This is a genomic window from Pseudomonadota bacterium (assembly GCA_039028155.1).
GTDB lineage: Bacteria > Pseudomonadota > Alphaproteobacteria > SP197 > SP197 > JANQGO01.
On the sequence record JBCCIS010000031.1, the window covers coordinates 31,829 to 47,084 of the forward strand.

Consider the following 15,256-nt stretch of genomic DNA (forward strand, 5'->3'; position numbering starts at 1 on the left):
GGCCCGATGCTGCTACTCAGCAGCGTCGCGACGTGACGGTGGATGGCTGATAAGCCGGTCAAGAAGATCATAGTTGTCGCGCCTGAGCGCCGTCATCAAGCGATCGATCTCCTCACCATCCTCGCCGAGGTCGCGCAGCAGGTGGGCGGCGATATGGAGACTTCCCTCCAGCGTGTCAGGCACGGCGGCGCGGGCGCCGGCGTTCTCCAGTTTGCGCGCCTGTTCTCTGTCGCGCGTCCGGGCGATGACGTGAAGGTGTGCGAAGTGTTCCCTGACAGTCTGCATGAGTCGTTCAGCCGTGCTGAGACCGTCGAGCGCAATGACCAAAGCGCGCGCGCGCTGCGCGCCGGCGGCTCCCATGACGCTGGGGCGCGTCAGGTCGCCGAAGTAGACGGGATCGCCGCGCCGGTTGCCGAGCGCCACGTTGTTGCCGTCCATGTCGACCGCGATGAACGGGATGCCGCGTTGTTTAAGCGCCGCCGCCACGGTCTGTCCGACACGGCCGTAACCGCCGATGATGACATGGTGGTCCAGTACCGCCGCGTCCTTGCGCAACGCGCGGATGCCATCGTCGGACTGTTCCATCACCAAACGCACGCCGCGATGGGAAAGCGTGATCAAGAACGGCGTCGCCGCCATGGAAAGCACGACAGCGCCGATCAGAACGTTGGTGATTTCGAGACCAACCAGGCCTTTTGATGCGGCTAGCCCTAAGATAACAAAGGCAAATTCGCCACCCTGGGCGAGATACATGCCGGTCCGGAAGGCAACCTCCATCGACATGCCGAAGAGCCGACCCAGAATGACGATGATAACCGCCTTGATGCAGATGAGGGCGACCGTCAGCGGCAGGATCAGCGTGATGTCGGCGGCCATGCCGCGCAGGTCGACGCCCATACCGACGGTGATAAAGAAAAGGCCCAGCAGAAGGCCACGGAACGGCTGGATGTCGGCGGCAATCTGATGGCGGAACTCTGTGCCTGACATCAAGAGGCCGGCAAGGAACGCGCCGAGCGCATAGGAAAGGCCGACCAGGTCCGTCACCACGCCGGTCACCAGGATGGCGAGCAGAGTGGCCGCGACAAAGACCTCCGGGATGCCGGTCGCTGCGACCAGCCGGAACAGGCGGCGCAGCACAAACCGGCCGACGATGAAGATCGCGACCAGGGCGACGACCGCACCTGCCGCTGCTTCGGCGAGGCTGCCGACGATATCGCGTTCGCCGGACGCGAGGAGAGGAATCAGGACAAGAATGGGAACAACCGCAAGGTCCTGCAGCAGCAGCACTGCGACACTAGCGCGCCCGGTATGGGTCGCAACCTCGTTACGCTCACTCAGAATCTGCAAGACGAACGCGGTCGACGAAAGCGCCAGGGCCCACCCGATGATGATGGCGGCATCGGGACCGGCGCCAAACATCGTAAACAGGCCGGCGAAGACGATCGTCGAGACGATGACTTGCGCCAGGCCAAGGCCAAACACGTAACGGCGCATGACCCTGAGCCGCTCGATCGAGAGCTCCAGGCCGATCATGAACAGCAGAAAGACGATACCCAGTTCGGCGAGCCAGTGGGTCGTCTCGTCAACCCGGACGATGCCGAAGACCGACGGTCCGATCAGAACGCCGGCGCCCAGATAGCCCAAGATCGGCGATACGTTGAGGCGCGAGCACAAGGGCGCCACAAGAACGGCCGTGCCCAGGAAGAAGATGATGTCGTCGATGTAGGGAACGTCGTTCATGGCGCCGTTCCGTTGATGGCGGCAGAGCTAATAGGAGATGCCGGCGATTTCCAGCTCCCTTGCGCCTTTCGGTGTTTCGAACTCCACGTCATCACCGACTGCCTTGCCCATAAGCGCCCGCGCCAGCGGGCTTTTGATCGAAATGCGGCCCTGGTCCAGATCGGATTCGTGCTCCCCAACGATCTGGTAGGTCGATTCCTTCTCGGTCTCCAGATCGACGACCGTAACATGGGCGCCAAACGCAATTGTGTCGCCCGCCTGCGCCTTGGGATCGACCACCTGGCTGTCGCCCAGGATGGCCTCGACCTGGCGAATCCGGGCCTCGATCAGGCCCTGCTTGTCCTTCGCGGCATGATACTCCGCGTTCTCCTTCAGGTCGCCATGGCCGATCGCTTCTTCAAGGGCGCGCGCGATCGCGGGTCGCTCGTCATTCTTCAGTCGCTTCAGTTCGACTTGAAGGCGCTCGAAACCCTCTTTTGTAATCGGTGCAGTCACGATCGTCCTCTCCCTCCAGACGCCACCGCCCTCCAACCCACCAGCAAAACTGGCACACCTCCGGCGCTGTTTGTCAGCCGCGCCGGAAGACGCCAACCAGTTCTAAATGATGGGACCAGAGGAACTGGTCCACTGGCCAGATTGTGTCGAGCCGGTACCCGCCGTCAACGAGAATACGCGCATCGCGACTGAAGCTTCCGGGATGGCAGGATACGGCGACCACGCATGGCACCCGGCTGGCCGCAAGCTGTTGGGATTGCTCGCGGGCACCCTGGCGCGGCGGATCGAAGACGACGGCGTCGAACCGGTCAAGCTCGGCCGCTGATAGGGGCGCGCGGGCGAGGTCGCGGCGCTCGGCAGTTATTCGGCCGGCTAGGCCCGATCGATTCGCCGCCTGAACCATGGCATCGGCCATGGCGGTCACGCCCTCGACCGCCGTCACCCGGTGTCGCTCAGCGAGCCTAAGGCCGAATGTGCCGAGGCCCGCGTAGAGATCGGCAACATGATCGGCGCCGGCGACGCAGGCCGCCACGTGATCGGCCAGGCGCTCCTCGCCCCACAGGGTGGGCTGCACGAATGCACCGGGCGGCAGATCCACCGTGGTCTTGCCGAACGTCAGGCAGGGGTCGCGACGGCTCAGAATCGGTGTGACGCTATTGCGCTGACGCCAGACGACACGGGCGAGGTCGCCGTCGTGGGCTGCCTCGGTTATTCGCTGAAGGCCGCCAAGACCGGGCAGGGCACCGCCATGCATGACAACGTCAACACCGGTGTCGCTCTCGGTCAGCTCAAGCTCCTGGACGCCCAGATCAAGCAGCGACGGCTTCAGCCTTTCCATGGCCTGCATCAAACGCGGCGTCAGGACCAAGCAGCCGTCGATTGGGACCACGCGGTGGCTGTGACGGGCACGAAAGCCCAGGATAGATTGCTTCGCCTTGTGTTTGGTGCCCAAGCGCGCCCGGCGCCGCGAGGCCGGCGGTGCGACTGCCAGGTCTTCCACCACCGCATCATCCAGACCGCGCCGCCCAAGCGCCTCGGTCAGCAGGCCCTGTTTCCATCGGCGGTAGAGATTGTCACTGGTGTGCTGCACGGCGCAGCCACCACAGGTTGCCGCCTGCGGGCAGGGCGTGGGACGGCGCTCTGGCGACGGTTCGATGACCTTATCGGTTGTAGCGGCATAGCCGTCACCGCGCCGTCCGGTGACATGCGCCTCGATCAGTTCTCCGGGCAGGGCGCCATCAACATAAACGGTCGCGCCGCGCCACGGCGCCAACCCGTCGCCACGGGCCCCCAGATTTTCGATGCGCAGTGTGGCGATGTCCGTAGCCGTCATAGGGTTATTGCGTGCGTGTTTCGAGATCGGGCTCGCGTTGGTCAGGCGCCATGCCTATATCACGAGCCGGGCCCGAAGCCTTCAATTCGCCCATGGCGCGGTCCCCGGACCTTGTGCTAGAGCAGGCGTGATACCAGGAGTTCTCGATGAGTGGCACCACCCTGACCGTCAAGGTCAACAAGATCAATCAAGAGGCGGAGGACATCCGTTCGTTCGAGCTGGTCGATCCGGAAGACCGTCTCTTGCCCATGTTTACGGCGGGCTCGCATGTCGATGTCGAACTGCCCAACGGCCTGATTCGCCAGTACTCGCTCTCCAACGATCCGCGCGATGTCGACCGTTATGTCATCGCCGTGCTGCGCGAGGTCGAGGGCCGTGGCGGTTCCGCCAGCATGCACGACGATGTGAAGGAAGGCGACGCGCTGACGATCACCGCGCCGCGCAACAACTTTCCGATTCACGAAAACGCCAACCACCACATTCTGCTGGCCGGCGGCATCGGCGTGACGCCACTCCTGGCCATGGCGCGCGACCTTGCCGGGCGCGGCCTGTCCTTCGAGCTCCACTACTGCACGCGGTCGCCGGAAAAGACCGCGTTCAAGGACGCGATCGCCAGCGACGAACTGAATGCCTCGGTCACGGTGCACCACGACGGCGGCAATCCGGCGGACGGCCTCGACATCGCCGGCATGCTCAAAGAGGTGCGCCAGGGCGCCAATGTCTATTACTGCGGTCCCACCGGCTTCATGCATGCCTGTGAGCAGGCGACCGAACACTGGCCCAAGGGCACCGTGCACCGCGAGTTCTTCAATGTCGATCCCGATGTCGAGTTCGGCGACGACGATGCCTTTAAGATCATCATCGCTTCGACCGGTCAGGAACTGGACGTGCCGGCCGATAAATCGATTGTCGACGTGCTGCGCGCCAACGGCATCGAGGTCGAGACCATGTGCGAGGAGGGCATATGCGGCACGTGTGCCACGGTCTTGCTGGAAGGCGAGGCCGACCATCGTGATTTCGTGCTCGACGACGAGGAAAAAGAGCGCGGCGAATTCATCATGGTGTGCTGCAGCCGCGCCAAGAGCCCGACGCTGAAGCTGGACCTTTAGCGCCTTAGAGCGTGTAGCCGCCGTCGACGACCAGGGTTTGGCCGGTCACGTAGGGCGCGTCAGCCGCCAGGTAGAGCATGGCGCCGGCGAAGTCGGCGGGTTCGCCGATCCGCTGCAGAGGAATCTGTGCTCGCTTCTGGGCCCGTTCGTCGGGGTCCCATTCGCATTCCCAGTTTGAGTCGAGCAGGCCCGGCGCCACCGCGTTGACCCTGACCTCCGGGGCCAAACCGCGCGCCAGGGCCTTCGTCAGGTTGATCAGGCCGGCCTTGGTCGTCGCATAAGGCGTGCTGCTGCCGGCGCCGATGATACCGGCGACCGACGCCGTGTTGACGATCGCCCCGTGGCTTTCCTTAAGTGCCGGCGCTGCCGCACGGGAACAGCGAAACGGTCCCAGCAGATTGACGGTCAGCAGCTTGTCCCAGAGGACATCGTCCAACGCGTCGAGGTCGTTCGGCGGGATCGGTTGTTTGGTCGCCGGCGTGCCCGCGTTGTTGATCAAATGATCCAAGCCACCCAGAGCAGCCACCGCACTGCTTACCATCGCCTCGCAGCCTGCGCTGTCACCGACATTGCCCGGCGCCGCCAGCACGTCGCAGCCGGCGTCCGAAAGCCGTGCAACCTGGCGGTCAAGGGCCGGGTTGCCGGGCAGATCATTAAGCGCGACCTTGGCGCCGCACTGGGCGAAGAGTTCGGCTGTCGCCAGGCCGATGCCCGATGCCGCGCCAGTGACAAGCGTGCGCTTGCCCGCCAGATCCGCCTTGATCATGCGGCGTGGCCGTTCAGCTTCAGAACTTCACGTGCCTCGTCGGGCTCGGCTGGCTTGGCGCCGAGCGCACTGACGATCGACGCCGCCTTTTCGACCAGTTGCGGGTTCGATGCGAAGACGCCGCGCTCCAGGTAAAGATTGTCTTCCAGGCCGACCCGCACGTGACCACCCAGGTTGACCGCTTCGGCGACCATCGGCATCTGGGTGCGCGAGATACCGAAGGCGGCCCAATGAGCGCCCTCCGGCAGCGCCGCCTGCATCAAGTGCATGGCTTCGGGCGTGGCCGGCGCGCCCCAGGGAATGCCCAGGCAGAGCTGGAACATGGGCGGTGCGTCGATCAGGCCCTCATCGACCAGTTGGCGGGCGAGTTGCACGTGGCCGGCGTCGAACACCTCAAGCTCCGGCTTGGCGCCGGCGCCTCGGATGCGCTCGGCCATGATGCGCAGATGCTGGGGCACGTTGACGAAGGCGCTTTCGCCGAAATTCATCGTGGCGACGTCCAGGCTGCACACCTCCGGCTTTAGCTCCTCGACGTGCTCGACGCGTTCTTCCGGCGCGCGGAAACCGCGCGGGTCGACATTCTTGGCCGGTTCCTCCGCGTCGGGCAAAAAACGGCCACCGGGGCCGGTGGTCAGGTTGATGACGACCGGACTGCCGCTGTCTCGCACCCGCTTGACGACCTCGGCGTAGAGATCCTTGCGCATGGACGGCTTGCCGGTCTCGGGATCGCGCACGTGAATGTGGCAGACCGCCGCACCCGCCTTGCACGAATCGATGACCGCCGTAGCGATCTGTTCCGGTGTGACGGGAATGTCGGGGTGCTTGCCGACGGTATCGCCACCGCCGGTAACCGCACAGGTGATAACAACCGGTCGTGACATAGTTCCTCCCAGATTGGCTATAACTATCCTAGCTGTTGGATGGCTGGGTTCACCTAGAATCTGCAGGGCGAGGGGGGCTTCGTGGGTCAAGCAACGCGTCGATGGCGAGAAGAGACGGTGACGTTGTGAGCCGAGCGCTGACCGCGAACGCGCCATCGAGGCCGCCGCGAGCCAATCCGTGGCGCGGCCCGCGCCTGTTGCATGCCCAGGGCCTTGCCGAGCCGGCCATGATGATGGCGGCAGTCATCGGCATCCGGATTGTCCTGGACCTCTGGTTCGTCGCCGGCGATCTGGGCGACGGCTACAAGGATCTGTGGCGCCAGTCGCTTTCGGTATGGAGCTCAGCCTTTCGCTGGGTGCCGGCCGGCCTGGCCATGACCGCCGCTGCTTCACGCTTTCTGGGATTGAGCATGACCGACGCCGCCGTGGTGGCGGCCGTATCGCTTCTTGGGATCTGGCTGGCGCCGCTGGCCTATGGATCCGCCGCTATGGCGCCGATGGCGATCGTTGTGATCACCTGTGCTGCCGTGGCGCTGATGGCTGCACTCGCCGCAGTGTGGTGCGCGCGCGCATCGGCCCTGATGGTGTCGGTCTACGCCTTGTTGGCCGCTGTTGTCGTCGCCATCGACGCGGCCTGGCCTGAATTTCACGCCTGGTTTGCTGACAGCTTGGGGCTGGCTGTGCGCGGCGCGTTGCTGCCGGGTCTCAATCCGCCGCAACGAGCGACCTACGGTGTTGCGCCGTTGTTTCTTCTGGCGCTCATCGCCTTGATCGCAGCAGGCCGGCGTGATCCGGCGTTCCCTCAGGATGCCGCCGTGCGGTTCTTCGGGTGGCCGGCCGGTGCCTTCGCCGCGCTGGCCGTGGCCTGGGGGTTTTTGGTGACGACGATCGACATGGGCTACGGCTTTGCCACGCTTCATCCGCCGGTGCTCTATGCGCCAGTGTTGGGGTTGCTCGCAATGTGGCTTGTCGCGACGTTCGCCGCGCTGATTGCCCAACGCCACCGCCGCCGGGCTGTCGCCGTCGGCGGCACCGATTGTTTGGCGCTTCTGGTGCTGGCCGGCCTTGTCGCCTTTCCCATCGGTGCCGGTTTCCTGGCCGCGATCGCCGTTGTCGCACTGTTGGCGCTGGTCGCGGCCTGGCCGCTCGGCGCGCCACGGCTCCAAGGATGGGCAGTGCCCGTTCTGGGCGGGCTGGCCGGCATTGCCCTCTATGGTGCTGGCGTCGCCGCGGTCCCCGGCATCGAAGATGATCAGGTCCTGATGCGCGGCGTGGTCCTCGGCGGGATGGCCGCGGCTGGCGCGAGCGTGGCGGTCATTGGCGCCCGCCGGACCACGACGACGAAGGCGGGCCGCTGGGGCGATCAGATCTGGTTGGCCGACCTGATGACGGCGTTTGCCATCGTCTTCCTGGCCAGCGGCGTCAGAGATCCGATGGTTTGGATCGGCACGGCGCTCGCGTGGGTAGCCTTGGTGATCGTCTCTTTCATTCCCTCGACCAGCCACGAGCCCGGCCAGCGTCTCCTCTGGCACGCGCTACCGTTCGCGTGCGCGCTGATCCTGCTATCCCTTTTGGGTCTGATGTTGAGACAGATATAGCGGTAACGCGCACGCGCCGTTACGGTTGCGAAATTCAACTGGAAAACCGGTCATGGACATTGTCTTCAGCGATCGCCACCGCGATCACGATCCCCAGAGTTTTGTCGTGCGCGGCCAGATCGCGGCCGCCCAGGAGGTGCCCGAGCGCGGTCGTATCCTGCGCGACGCGGTCGCGGCGGCGGGCTTTCCGCTTTGCGAGCCCGAAGCCCACGGCCTGGCGCCAATCACCCGGGTGCACACGCCGGAATACGTGGACTTCCTGATGAACGGTCACGAGCGCTGGCGTGCGCTGCCCGGCGCTGGTCCTGAGATCATTGCTAACGCCTATCCCGGACGCCACATGAGCGCGCGTCCGGAGGGCGTGGTCGGCCAAGCCGGTTATCACATGGCAGACGGTGCGTGCCCCCTGGGTGCCGGTACGTGGAACGCCGCCGAGGCGGCCGCCGATGTCGCGCTGAGCGCCGCCGACCGGCTTCTTGACGGCGCGACGGTGGCGTTTGCGTTATGCCGGCCGCCGGGTCATCACGCCTACCGCGACATGGCCGGCGGTTTTTGTTTCCTGAACAACGTAGCCGTCGCTGTCGAGCACCTGCTGCCGCGCTTCGGCCGGGCCGCGATCCTGGATTTCGACGTCCACCACGGCAACGGCACCCAGGGCATCTTCTATCAGCGCGATGATGTTTTCTTCGCGTCGATCCACGCCGATCCCATCAACTACTATCCGTGGTTTGCCGGCTATGCCGACGAACGGGGCGCGGGTGCCGGCCTGGGCTATAATCTCAATCTGCCCATGAAACCTGGGACCGGCGACGCTGCCTTCGTCGCCGGCGTCGAGAGCCTTCTCGTGGCGATCGGCCGCTTCGATCCCAACGTGATCCTGATTTCCGCCGGTTTCGATGCCCAGGAGAACGACCCTCTGGGCGTCTTCAAGGTGACGACCGACGGTTTCCGACGCGTCGGCGAGGCGATCGGCGCCTTCGCCCGGGTCCACGAACTGCCCAGCCTGCTGGTCCAGGAGGGCGGCTATGTCTGCGCCGAACTCGGCGACAATCTCGTCGCCTTCCTTAAGGGATTCGAGGGCTGAAACGACAAACGGCAGCCTGCGCTGCCGTCCGTGCGGAGTTTATCGCGATCCGCTCTAGCCCAGCTTCAGATTGCCGAACCGTTTGTTGAAGCGGGCGACCTGACCGCCGGTGTCGACCAGGCGGTGTCCGCCACCGGTCCAGGCCGGGTGGGACTTCGGATCGATGTCGAGCGTCATCGTGTCGCCTTCCTTGCCCCACGTCGACCGGGTCGTGAACTCGGTGCCGTCGGTCATGACAACCTTGATCTCGTGGTACTCAGGGTGAATATCGCTCTTCATCGTGCCTTCTCCGGGTCAGGGCGCGCCTTATAAGCGACCCGGCGGCCCGGCGCAAGGCCCGCGCGGCGGCGGATTTTCTGGCCGCTTGTTGCCCGCCTTTGGCGTTGCTATAGGTCGCCCGTGTCCAGATTCGATCGACAGTCGAAAAACTTGCCTTCAGGCTCCGAAGAGCGCGCAAAAAGCCGCGATTTCAGCCATTTAGGGCGTCTGGTGGGCTATCTCAAACCTTACAAACTCCAGGTCGCCGGCGCGCTGGTCGCGCTGACCGTGGCGGCGGTGACGGTGCTGGGCCTGGGCGTCGGCCTCAGGCAGTTGGTCGACGAGGGATTCGCCGGTCAGGACAAGGGCCTGCTGGACAAGGCGCTGATCGCCATGCTGATCACCGTCGTTGTCTTGGCGGGGGCGAGCTATGCCCGCTTTTTCCTGGTTTCCTGGGTCGGCGAGCGCACGGTCGCCGACTTAAGGCGCGATGTCTACGACCGGGTCATCGCGCTGTCGCCGACTTTCTTTGAGACCACGCGAACGGGCGAGGTGCTGTCGCGGCTGACGACCGATACCACCTTGCTGCAGCAGGTCATCGGGTCCAGCCTGTCGACGGCACTTCGGAACGTGATGTTGTTCTTCGGCGGCACATTGATGCTGGCGGTGACCAGCCCGAAGCTGACCGGCATCGTCTTCCTGATGGTGCCGCTGGTCCTGATCCCCATTATTGTTTTCGGCCGCAGGGTGAGGCGGTTGTCGCGCGCCAGCCAGGACCGGATCGCCGACGTCGGCGCGCGGATCGACGAGACGCTGAACGCCATTCCGACGGTTCAGTCGTTCGCGCGCGAACCGCTCGAACGGCAGCGCTTCGCCGTGACGGTGGAGGATGCCTTCAAGACGGCGGTCCAGCGGATCCGGGCCCGGGCGCTTCTGACCGGCACCGTCATCCTGTTCGTCTTCGGCGGGGTCGGCATCGTTCTGTGGATGGGCGGCCACGACGTTCTTGCCGGGCGCATCAGCGCCGGCGAGTTGTCGGCCTTCGTCTTCTATGCCGTCGTCGTGGCCGGTTCGGTCGGCGCGATAAGCGAGGTCTACGGCGACATCCAGCGCGCGGCCGGTGCGGCTGAGCGGCTGCTGGAGCTTCTCAATGCCGGGGGCGATATCGAACCGCCGGCCGATCCCCTGTCGCTGCCCGACCCGTCGCCCGGTATGGTTGCGATGAAGGGCGTCACGTTCTTCTATCCCTCCCGCCCCGATCAGGCGGCGCTCGATGACGTCACCATTGACGTTGGGTCCGGCGAGACGGTGGCGGTGGTCGGGCCCTCTGGCGCGGGCAAGACGACGGTCTTCCAGCTGCTTTTGCGGTTCTATGATCCCGCCTCTGGGACGGTGTTGGTCGACGGTCTCGATGTGCGCGACGTCCGACCCGCGGTGCTGCGCGAACGCATGGCGTTGGTGCCCCAGGAGCCCGTCATCTTTGGCGCATCGGTGCGCGACAACATTCTCTACGGCAGGCCCGACGCAACAAACGATGATGTTGCCGCCGCGGCACGGGCGGCCCATGCGCTGGATTTCATCGCGGATCTGCCCGATGGTTTCGACAGTTTTCTGGGCGAGCGTGGCGTGCGGTTATCGGGCGGTCAGCGCCAACGCATTGCCATTGCGCGCGCAATTTTGAAAGACGCGCCGATCCTGCTGCTGGACGAGGCGACAAGCGCGCTGGACGCTGAGAGTGAACAGGCCGTGCAACAGGCTCTGGACGAGCTGATGGCGGGCCGCACGACACTGGTCATAGCCCACCGCCTGGCGACGGTCTTGAAGGCCGACCGCATTCTTGTGATGGACCACGGCCGCATTGTCGAAAGCGGACGCCACGCGGATCTTGTCGCGGCGGGCGGTATCTATGCCAGACTGGCCGAGCTGCAGTTCGATCGTGCTTATGATGATGAGGTGACTGCCGTGACGGCGGTCTAGCTCGGTCTTTCGGGAGGGGTTCGCTGTGCTGTCCACGCGTTTCACCAAACTGGTAGGTGTTGAGCATCCTCTGGTCTGCGGCGGCATGCAGCATGTCGGACGTGCCGAGCTGGTCAGCGCCGTCGCCAATGCCGGCGCGCTGGGTTTCATGACCGCGCTGACACAGCCGACACCAGAGGATCTGACCAAGGAAATCGCGCGGTGCCGCGACATGACCGACAAGCCCTTCGGCGTCAATCTCACCATCCTACCGACCTTGAAACCGGTGCCCTACGAAGACTATCTGGATGCCGCGCTCGAGGCCGGTATTACGCTGATCGAGACGGCCGGCAACAACCCCGAGCCCTTCCTGCCGAAGCTGCGGGCGGCCGGCGCCAAGGTTATCCACAAATGCACGTCTGTGCGCCACGCGCTTAAAGCCGAGCGGATCGGCTGCGACGCCGTCTCGATCGACGGGTTCGAATGCGCCGGCCACCCCGGCGAGGACGACATCCCGGGCCTGATCCTGATCCCCGCGGCCGCCGACAAGGTGACGATACCGATGATCGCATCAGGCGGGTTTGGCGACGCGCGCGGTCTCGTCGCGGCGCTCGCCTTGGGCGCCGACGGCATCAACATGGGCACGCGGTTCATGGTGACAAAGGAGGCGCGGGTCCACGACAACGTCAAACAAGCGGCGGTCGCGGCGAGCGAACGCGACACGCAGCTCATTTTCCGGCCGCTTCGCAATACCGCGCGCATCTTCAAGAACGCCATCGCGACCACGGTCGCCGAGATGGAGGCGAGGCCCGGCGGCGCGACCATCGAGGATCTGGCACCCTTTGTCGCGGGCTACGAAGGCCGCAAGCTGATGGACGAGGGCGACATGGAAGCCGGCATCTGGTCGGCCGGTCAGGTCGTTGGTCTGATCAACGACGTGCCGAGTGTGGCCGAGTTGGTGAGCCGCATCGTGGGCGAGGCCGAGGCGATTATGGACGAACGTCTTGGGGCGATGCGCGGCGCCTAACAACGTCTACGTTGTGGATCCGTTGCCGACAAAGAGACATCACGACGTGGCCGCTGCGGTTCGTCGGAAGCAGTCAACCAAACGTTCTTTTGCCGCAGTATTCAGTTGTGCGTGATCATACCCATACAAGCAGGCGCCATGGTCGACGTCGCAGCAGGACTGCCGATGTATGGCATGTACTCGCTTGTTACGATTTCGTAGAGGCTGACATCGACAAATTACTCTGGGCTACCTCTAAATCGCCGTTCTTGTCGCCGGTCGAATGCGTCATTCTAACGCCAGGAAACTCGCCAACCTGATGGCCGCCGTCTTAGCGCTGTTGGTCTGAAGTTGGTGGGTTGAACGAAACGAGAGAGATCAGGAGACCACACCGTGACATCGGCCCGGCCAGTCGTCGGCCTTATTCCGGCTGCTGGACAGGCAAGCCGGATGGGTGGCTTACCGTTTAGCAAAGAGCTTTATCCGGTCGATGTGTCGGACGATCCGGACATTCAGAAACCGCGACCGGTTATCGAGTTTGTCCTCGATGACATGCGTCGAAACGGCATTGATCGTATCTTCGTCGTCGTGCGGGACGGCAAATGGGACATCCCCAGATACCTGGGCGATGGATCGCGCTTCAGTTTGTCGATTGCCTACTTGATGATGGGGCGCCCGTTCGGCGTCCCCTTCAGCCTAGACCAGGGTTACGACTATGTGCACGACCAGCTGGTCGCCCTGGGCTTTCCCGATATTCTGGTCGGCAGCCCGGATGCGTTCGGGCTTTGCCTGGCTGAGCAGGAACAGACGGGCGCCGACATTGTCGTCGGCAGTTTGCCTACCGACTTTCCGCAAGGCGTCGACATGTTGGAGATGGCGGCGGACAACAAGGTCGCAAAATTCGTCATCAAGCCGCAGTCGACGACGCTGACACACGCTTGGCCTCTGGCCGTTTGGACGCCGGCCTTCACCTCCTTCCTGCACGAATTCTTAAGGGGCAAGAACGAACCCCCTGGTTCGGGGAAAGAGCTTCAGATTGCCGATGTTTTCAACGCGGCGATCGGGGCCGGACTGGATGTTCGCGCAGTGCCGATCTCCAATCATCCGTTTGTCGACATAGGCACGCCCGGTGGCCTGGCGCGTTTTACCGAGCAACGGCAACGCCTGCTTTCCGCATAGGGCCATAGCTCCCGGCGGCGCACTGCCGTTGCTCAGCGCAATCGATATTGCCAGCAACCGATTAGAGTGCCCGTTGGCATAGCCTATCCGGCACCGGCACGGGATCGTTTGCGCAGCAGCAGCTGCGCGGCGATCAGCAATGTCAGCGAGACCACGAGGACCATGGTGCCGATGGCGTTGATTTCCGGCGTGACGCCGCGGCGGATCGACGAAAACACATAGATTGGCAGGGTGGTCTCGGATCCTGCCACGAAGAAGGCGATGATGAAGTCGTCGAAGCTGAACGTGAAGCTGAGCAGGAAACCGGCGAGGATGGCTGGGAAGATCTGTGGCAGCGTGACCTGGCGGAATGTCCGCCACGGCGTTGCGTAAAGGTCGGCCGAGGCCTCGATCAGTGAACGGTCCATACCGGCGACACGTGCCCTGACGATGACGATCACCAAGGCCATGGTGAACAGCGTGTGCGCGGCAATCAACGATACGTACCCCATGTTGAGCCGTGGCGCGGCCGATCCTTCGAATGGCCATGCCGCTTCAAGGAGCGGATTGAGGGCATCGAAGACAGTGACAAGCGCGATCAAGGTCGCGATGCCGATGACAATGCCGGGGATCATGATCGCGACATAGATCATGCCGTCGTAAAGGACGCGCAGACGCCCCTGCACGCGTTGAAGTGCGAGCGCGGCCATGGTGCCGAACAGGCTGGCGAAGACCGCTGACGTCGATGCGACGATCAGACTGGTGATCAAGGCGTCCATGGCGAACGGATTGTTCAGCGCCTTGCCGTACCACTGTGCCGAGAAACCCTGAAAGTCGCTGGCGTGGCGCCCGGCATTGAAGCTGAAGATCACGATGATCGCGATCGGCGCATAGAGGAACAGATAAACTGCGGTTGCGTAGAGCCTCATGATCGGCGGCTAGACAGTTTTCGGTTCGAACAGCACCGCCGGCCCGCTCCCCCACCCGGTGCCGATACCGTCAGGACGGGAGATTCTCTAGAACAGGTTGACATCTTTTTGCTGCCCTCCGCGCCGCATCATCACGCGCATGTAGATACTGACGGTCACCAGCATGATCAGCACCAGCGTCGCCGCGACAGCCGAGCCGAAGGCCCAGTTCCGCGACTGCAGGAAGAGGTCGACCAGCGCATTGCCGATGAAGAAGACCTTACCGCCGCCGAGCAGCGCAGGGATCAGGAACTCGCCCATCAGAAGAATAAACACGAGCATGCAGCCGGTCGCGACGCCCGGTATGGAGAGCGGCAAAGTGACTTGCCGGAAGGTGCGATAGGGTGGCGCGCCGAGATCGCTGGAGGCCTCCAGCAGCCGCTTGTCCAGCTTCTCCAAACTGACATAGATCGGAAACACCATGAGCGGCAGGTAGCCATAGACAATACCGACCAGGACCGCGAACGGCGTGTTGATGAGCTGGATACCGTCTAGGCCGAAGAACGCGAGGACTTGGGGCAGACCGCGTCCACCAAGGATGAAGATCCAGGCGTAGGTCCGGATAAGGATACTGGTCCAGAACGGAATGATGACCAGGATCAGCAGCAGGGTCTTGTACTTGGGGTTCGCCTTGACCGCCAGGTAGTAGGCAAGCGGATAGGCGACAAGCAGCGCCGCCAGCGTGCCCAGCGGCGCCAGAATCAGCGTGTTTTTGAAGGCCGCGAAACGCGCCGGCAGGTTGGCGTACTGATCGAAGGTGAACGCGGGAACGTATCCGCCGGCGGCGGCCCGTTCACCGAAACTGAAGACGACGACGACAACCAGCGGCAAGGCGAGCATGACCACGAACCACGCCGTGGCCGGCAAGAGCAGCAACCTGTTGATCCAACGACTCGACATCGCA

The 15,256-nt window shown here is 63.9% G+C and carries 14 protein-coding genes; 6 read left to right on the plus strand and 8 right to left on the minus strand.

The features are described 5' to 3' along the window. Positions 1-12 precede the first annotated feature (12 nt). From AAF563_16195 to AAF563_16205, 3 genes are all read right to left on the minus strand, one after another. Entirely contained in the window at positions 13-1,740 is a 1,728-nt protein-coding gene (locus AAF563_16195; protein ID MEM7122822.1) for a monovalent cation:proton antiporter-2 (CPA2) family protein, read from the minus strand. Between the two features lie 27 nt (positions 1,741-1,767). Next, positions 1,768-2,238, minus strand: a complete 471-nt coding sequence (gene greA, locus AAF563_16200) for a transcription elongation factor GreA (protein ID MEM7122823.1) — start codon at positions 2,236-2,238, stop codon at positions 1,768-1,770. A 70-nt stretch (positions 2,239-2,308) separates the two neighbouring features. Beyond that, a complete protein-coding gene (locus AAF563_16205; GenBank protein MEM7122824.1) occupies positions 2,309-3,568 on the minus strand; it encodes a hypothetical protein in 1,260 nt (419 codons plus the stop codon). 146 nt (positions 3,569-3,714) lie between these two features. Here AAF563_16205 and AAF563_16210 point away from each other — a divergent pair, with 146 nt between their 5' ends. After that, complete coding sequence (locus AAF563_16210; protein ID MEM7122825.1) at positions 3,715-4,677, plus strand: PDR/VanB family oxidoreductase; 963 nt, start codon at positions 3,715-3,717, stop codon at positions 4,675-4,677. 4 nt (positions 4,678-4,681) lie between these two features. Here AAF563_16210 and AAF563_16215 read toward each other — a convergent pair whose 3' ends face one another. Both AAF563_16215 and AAF563_16220 read right to left on the minus strand, forming a co-directional pair. After that, positions 4,682-5,443 carry an SDR family oxidoreductase gene (locus AAF563_16215; protein ID MEM7122826.1) on the minus strand — a complete coding sequence of 254 codons (762 nt, stop codon included), beginning with the start codon at positions 5,441-5,443 and terminating at the stop codon, positions 4,682-4,684. After that, the gene (locus AAF563_16220) at positions 5,440-6,324 is read right to left on the minus strand and encodes a 3-keto-5-aminohexanoate cleavage protein (protein ID MEM7122827.1); all 885 of its coding nucleotides are present in this window, start codon (positions 6,322-6,324) and stop codon (positions 5,440-5,442) included. Before AAF563_16220 ends, AAF563_16215 begins: the two co-directional genes overlap by 4 nt. Before the next feature lie 125 nt (positions 6,325-6,449). Between AAF563_16220 and AAF563_16225 the strand changes: the two genes are divergently transcribed. Then, positions 6,450-7,922 (plus strand): hypothetical protein, encoded by a 1,473-nt coding sequence (locus AAF563_16225; GenBank protein ID MEM7122828.1) that lies wholly within the window; start codon positions 6,450-6,452, stop codon positions 7,920-7,922. 52 nt (positions 7,923-7,974) lie between these two features. Next, a complete protein-coding gene (locus AAF563_16230; protein MEM7122829.1) occupies positions 7,975-9,006 on the plus strand; it encodes a histone deacetylase family protein in 1,032 nt (343 codons plus the stop codon). A gap of 54 nt (positions 9,007-9,060) precedes the next feature. On the opposite strand, the gene rpmE is transcribed toward AAF563_16230, so the two are convergent. Further along, positions 9,061-9,285: a 50S ribosomal protein L31 gene (gene rpmE / locus AAF563_16235; protein MEM7122830.1), complete on the minus strand. Its 225-nt coding sequence runs from the start codon at positions 9,283-9,285 to the stop codon at positions 9,061-9,063. A 150-nt stretch (positions 9,286-9,435) separates the two neighbouring features. Between rpmE and AAF563_16240 the strand changes: the two genes are divergently transcribed. The 3 genes from AAF563_16240 (at position 9,436) to AAF563_16250 (ending at position 13,405) form a co-directional block, all read left to right on the plus strand. Next, a complete protein-coding gene (locus AAF563_16240; GenBank protein MEM7122831.1) occupies positions 9,436-11,241 on the plus strand; it encodes an ABC transporter transmembrane domain-containing protein in 1,806 nt (601 codons plus the stop codon). Positions 11,242-11,266: 25 nt separating this feature from the next. Next, positions 11,267-12,247: a nitronate monooxygenase family protein gene (locus AAF563_16245; GenBank protein MEM7122832.1), complete on the plus strand. Its 981-nt coding sequence runs from the start codon at positions 11,267-11,269 to the stop codon at positions 12,245-12,247. A gap of 372 nt (positions 12,248-12,619) precedes the next feature. Then, positions 12,620-13,405 carry a sugar phosphate nucleotidyltransferase gene (locus AAF563_16250; GenBank protein MEM7122833.1) on the plus strand — a complete coding sequence of 262 codons (786 nt, stop codon included), beginning with the start codon at positions 12,620-12,622 and terminating at the stop codon, positions 13,403-13,405. An 83-nt stretch (positions 13,406-13,488) separates the two neighbouring features. On the opposite strand, the gene AAF563_16255 is transcribed toward AAF563_16250, so the two are convergent. Beyond that, positions 13,489-14,313: an ABC transporter permease gene (locus AAF563_16255; GenBank protein ID MEM7122834.1), complete on the minus strand. Its 825-nt coding sequence runs from the start codon at positions 14,311-14,313 to the stop codon at positions 13,489-13,491. An 87-nt stretch (positions 14,314-14,400) separates the two neighbouring features. Further along, a complete protein-coding gene (locus tag AAF563_16260; GenBank protein ID MEM7122835.1) occupies positions 14,401-15,252 on the minus strand; it encodes an ABC transporter permease in 852 nt (283 codons plus the stop codon). Between the last annotated feature and the right edge of the window lie 4 nt (positions 15,253-15,256).

Bases quoted from the DNA above. Each gene is read 5' to 3' on its own strand.
- AAF563_16205 (MEM7122824.1), bottom strand. From the start codon at position 3,568: ATGACGGCTACGGACATCGCCACACTGCGCATCGAAAATCTGGGGGCC.
- AAF563_16215 (MEM7122826.1), bottom strand. From the start codon at position 5,443: ATGATCAAGGCGGATCTGGCGGGCAAGCGCACGCTTGTCACTGGCGCG.
- AAF563_16255 (MEM7122834.1), bottom strand. From the start codon at position 14,313: ATGAGGCTCTACGCAACCGCAGTTTATCTGTTCCTCTATGCGCCGATC.
- AAF563_16220 (MEM7122827.1), bottom strand. From the start codon at position 6,324: ATGTCACGACCGGTTGTTATCACCTGTGCGGTTACCGGCGGTGGCGAT.
- rpmE (MEM7122830.1), bottom strand. From the start codon at position 9,285: ATGAAGAGCGATATTCACCCTGAGTACCACGAGATCAAGGTTGTCATG.
- AAF563_16210 (MEM7122825.1), top strand. From the start codon at position 3,715: ATGAGTGGCACCACCCTGACCGTCAAGGTCAACAAGATCAATCAAGAG.
- AAF563_16260 (MEM7122835.1), bottom strand. From the start codon at position 15,252: ATGTCGAGTCGTTGGATCAACAGGTTGCTGCTCTTGCCGGCCACGGCG.
- AAF563_16195 (MEM7122822.1), bottom strand. From the start codon at position 1,740: ATGAACGACGTTCCCTACATCGACGACATCATCTTCTTCCTGGGCACG.
- AAF563_16230 (MEM7122829.1), top strand. From the start codon at position 7,975: ATGGACATTGTCTTCAGCGATCGCCACCGCGATCACGATCCCCAGAGT.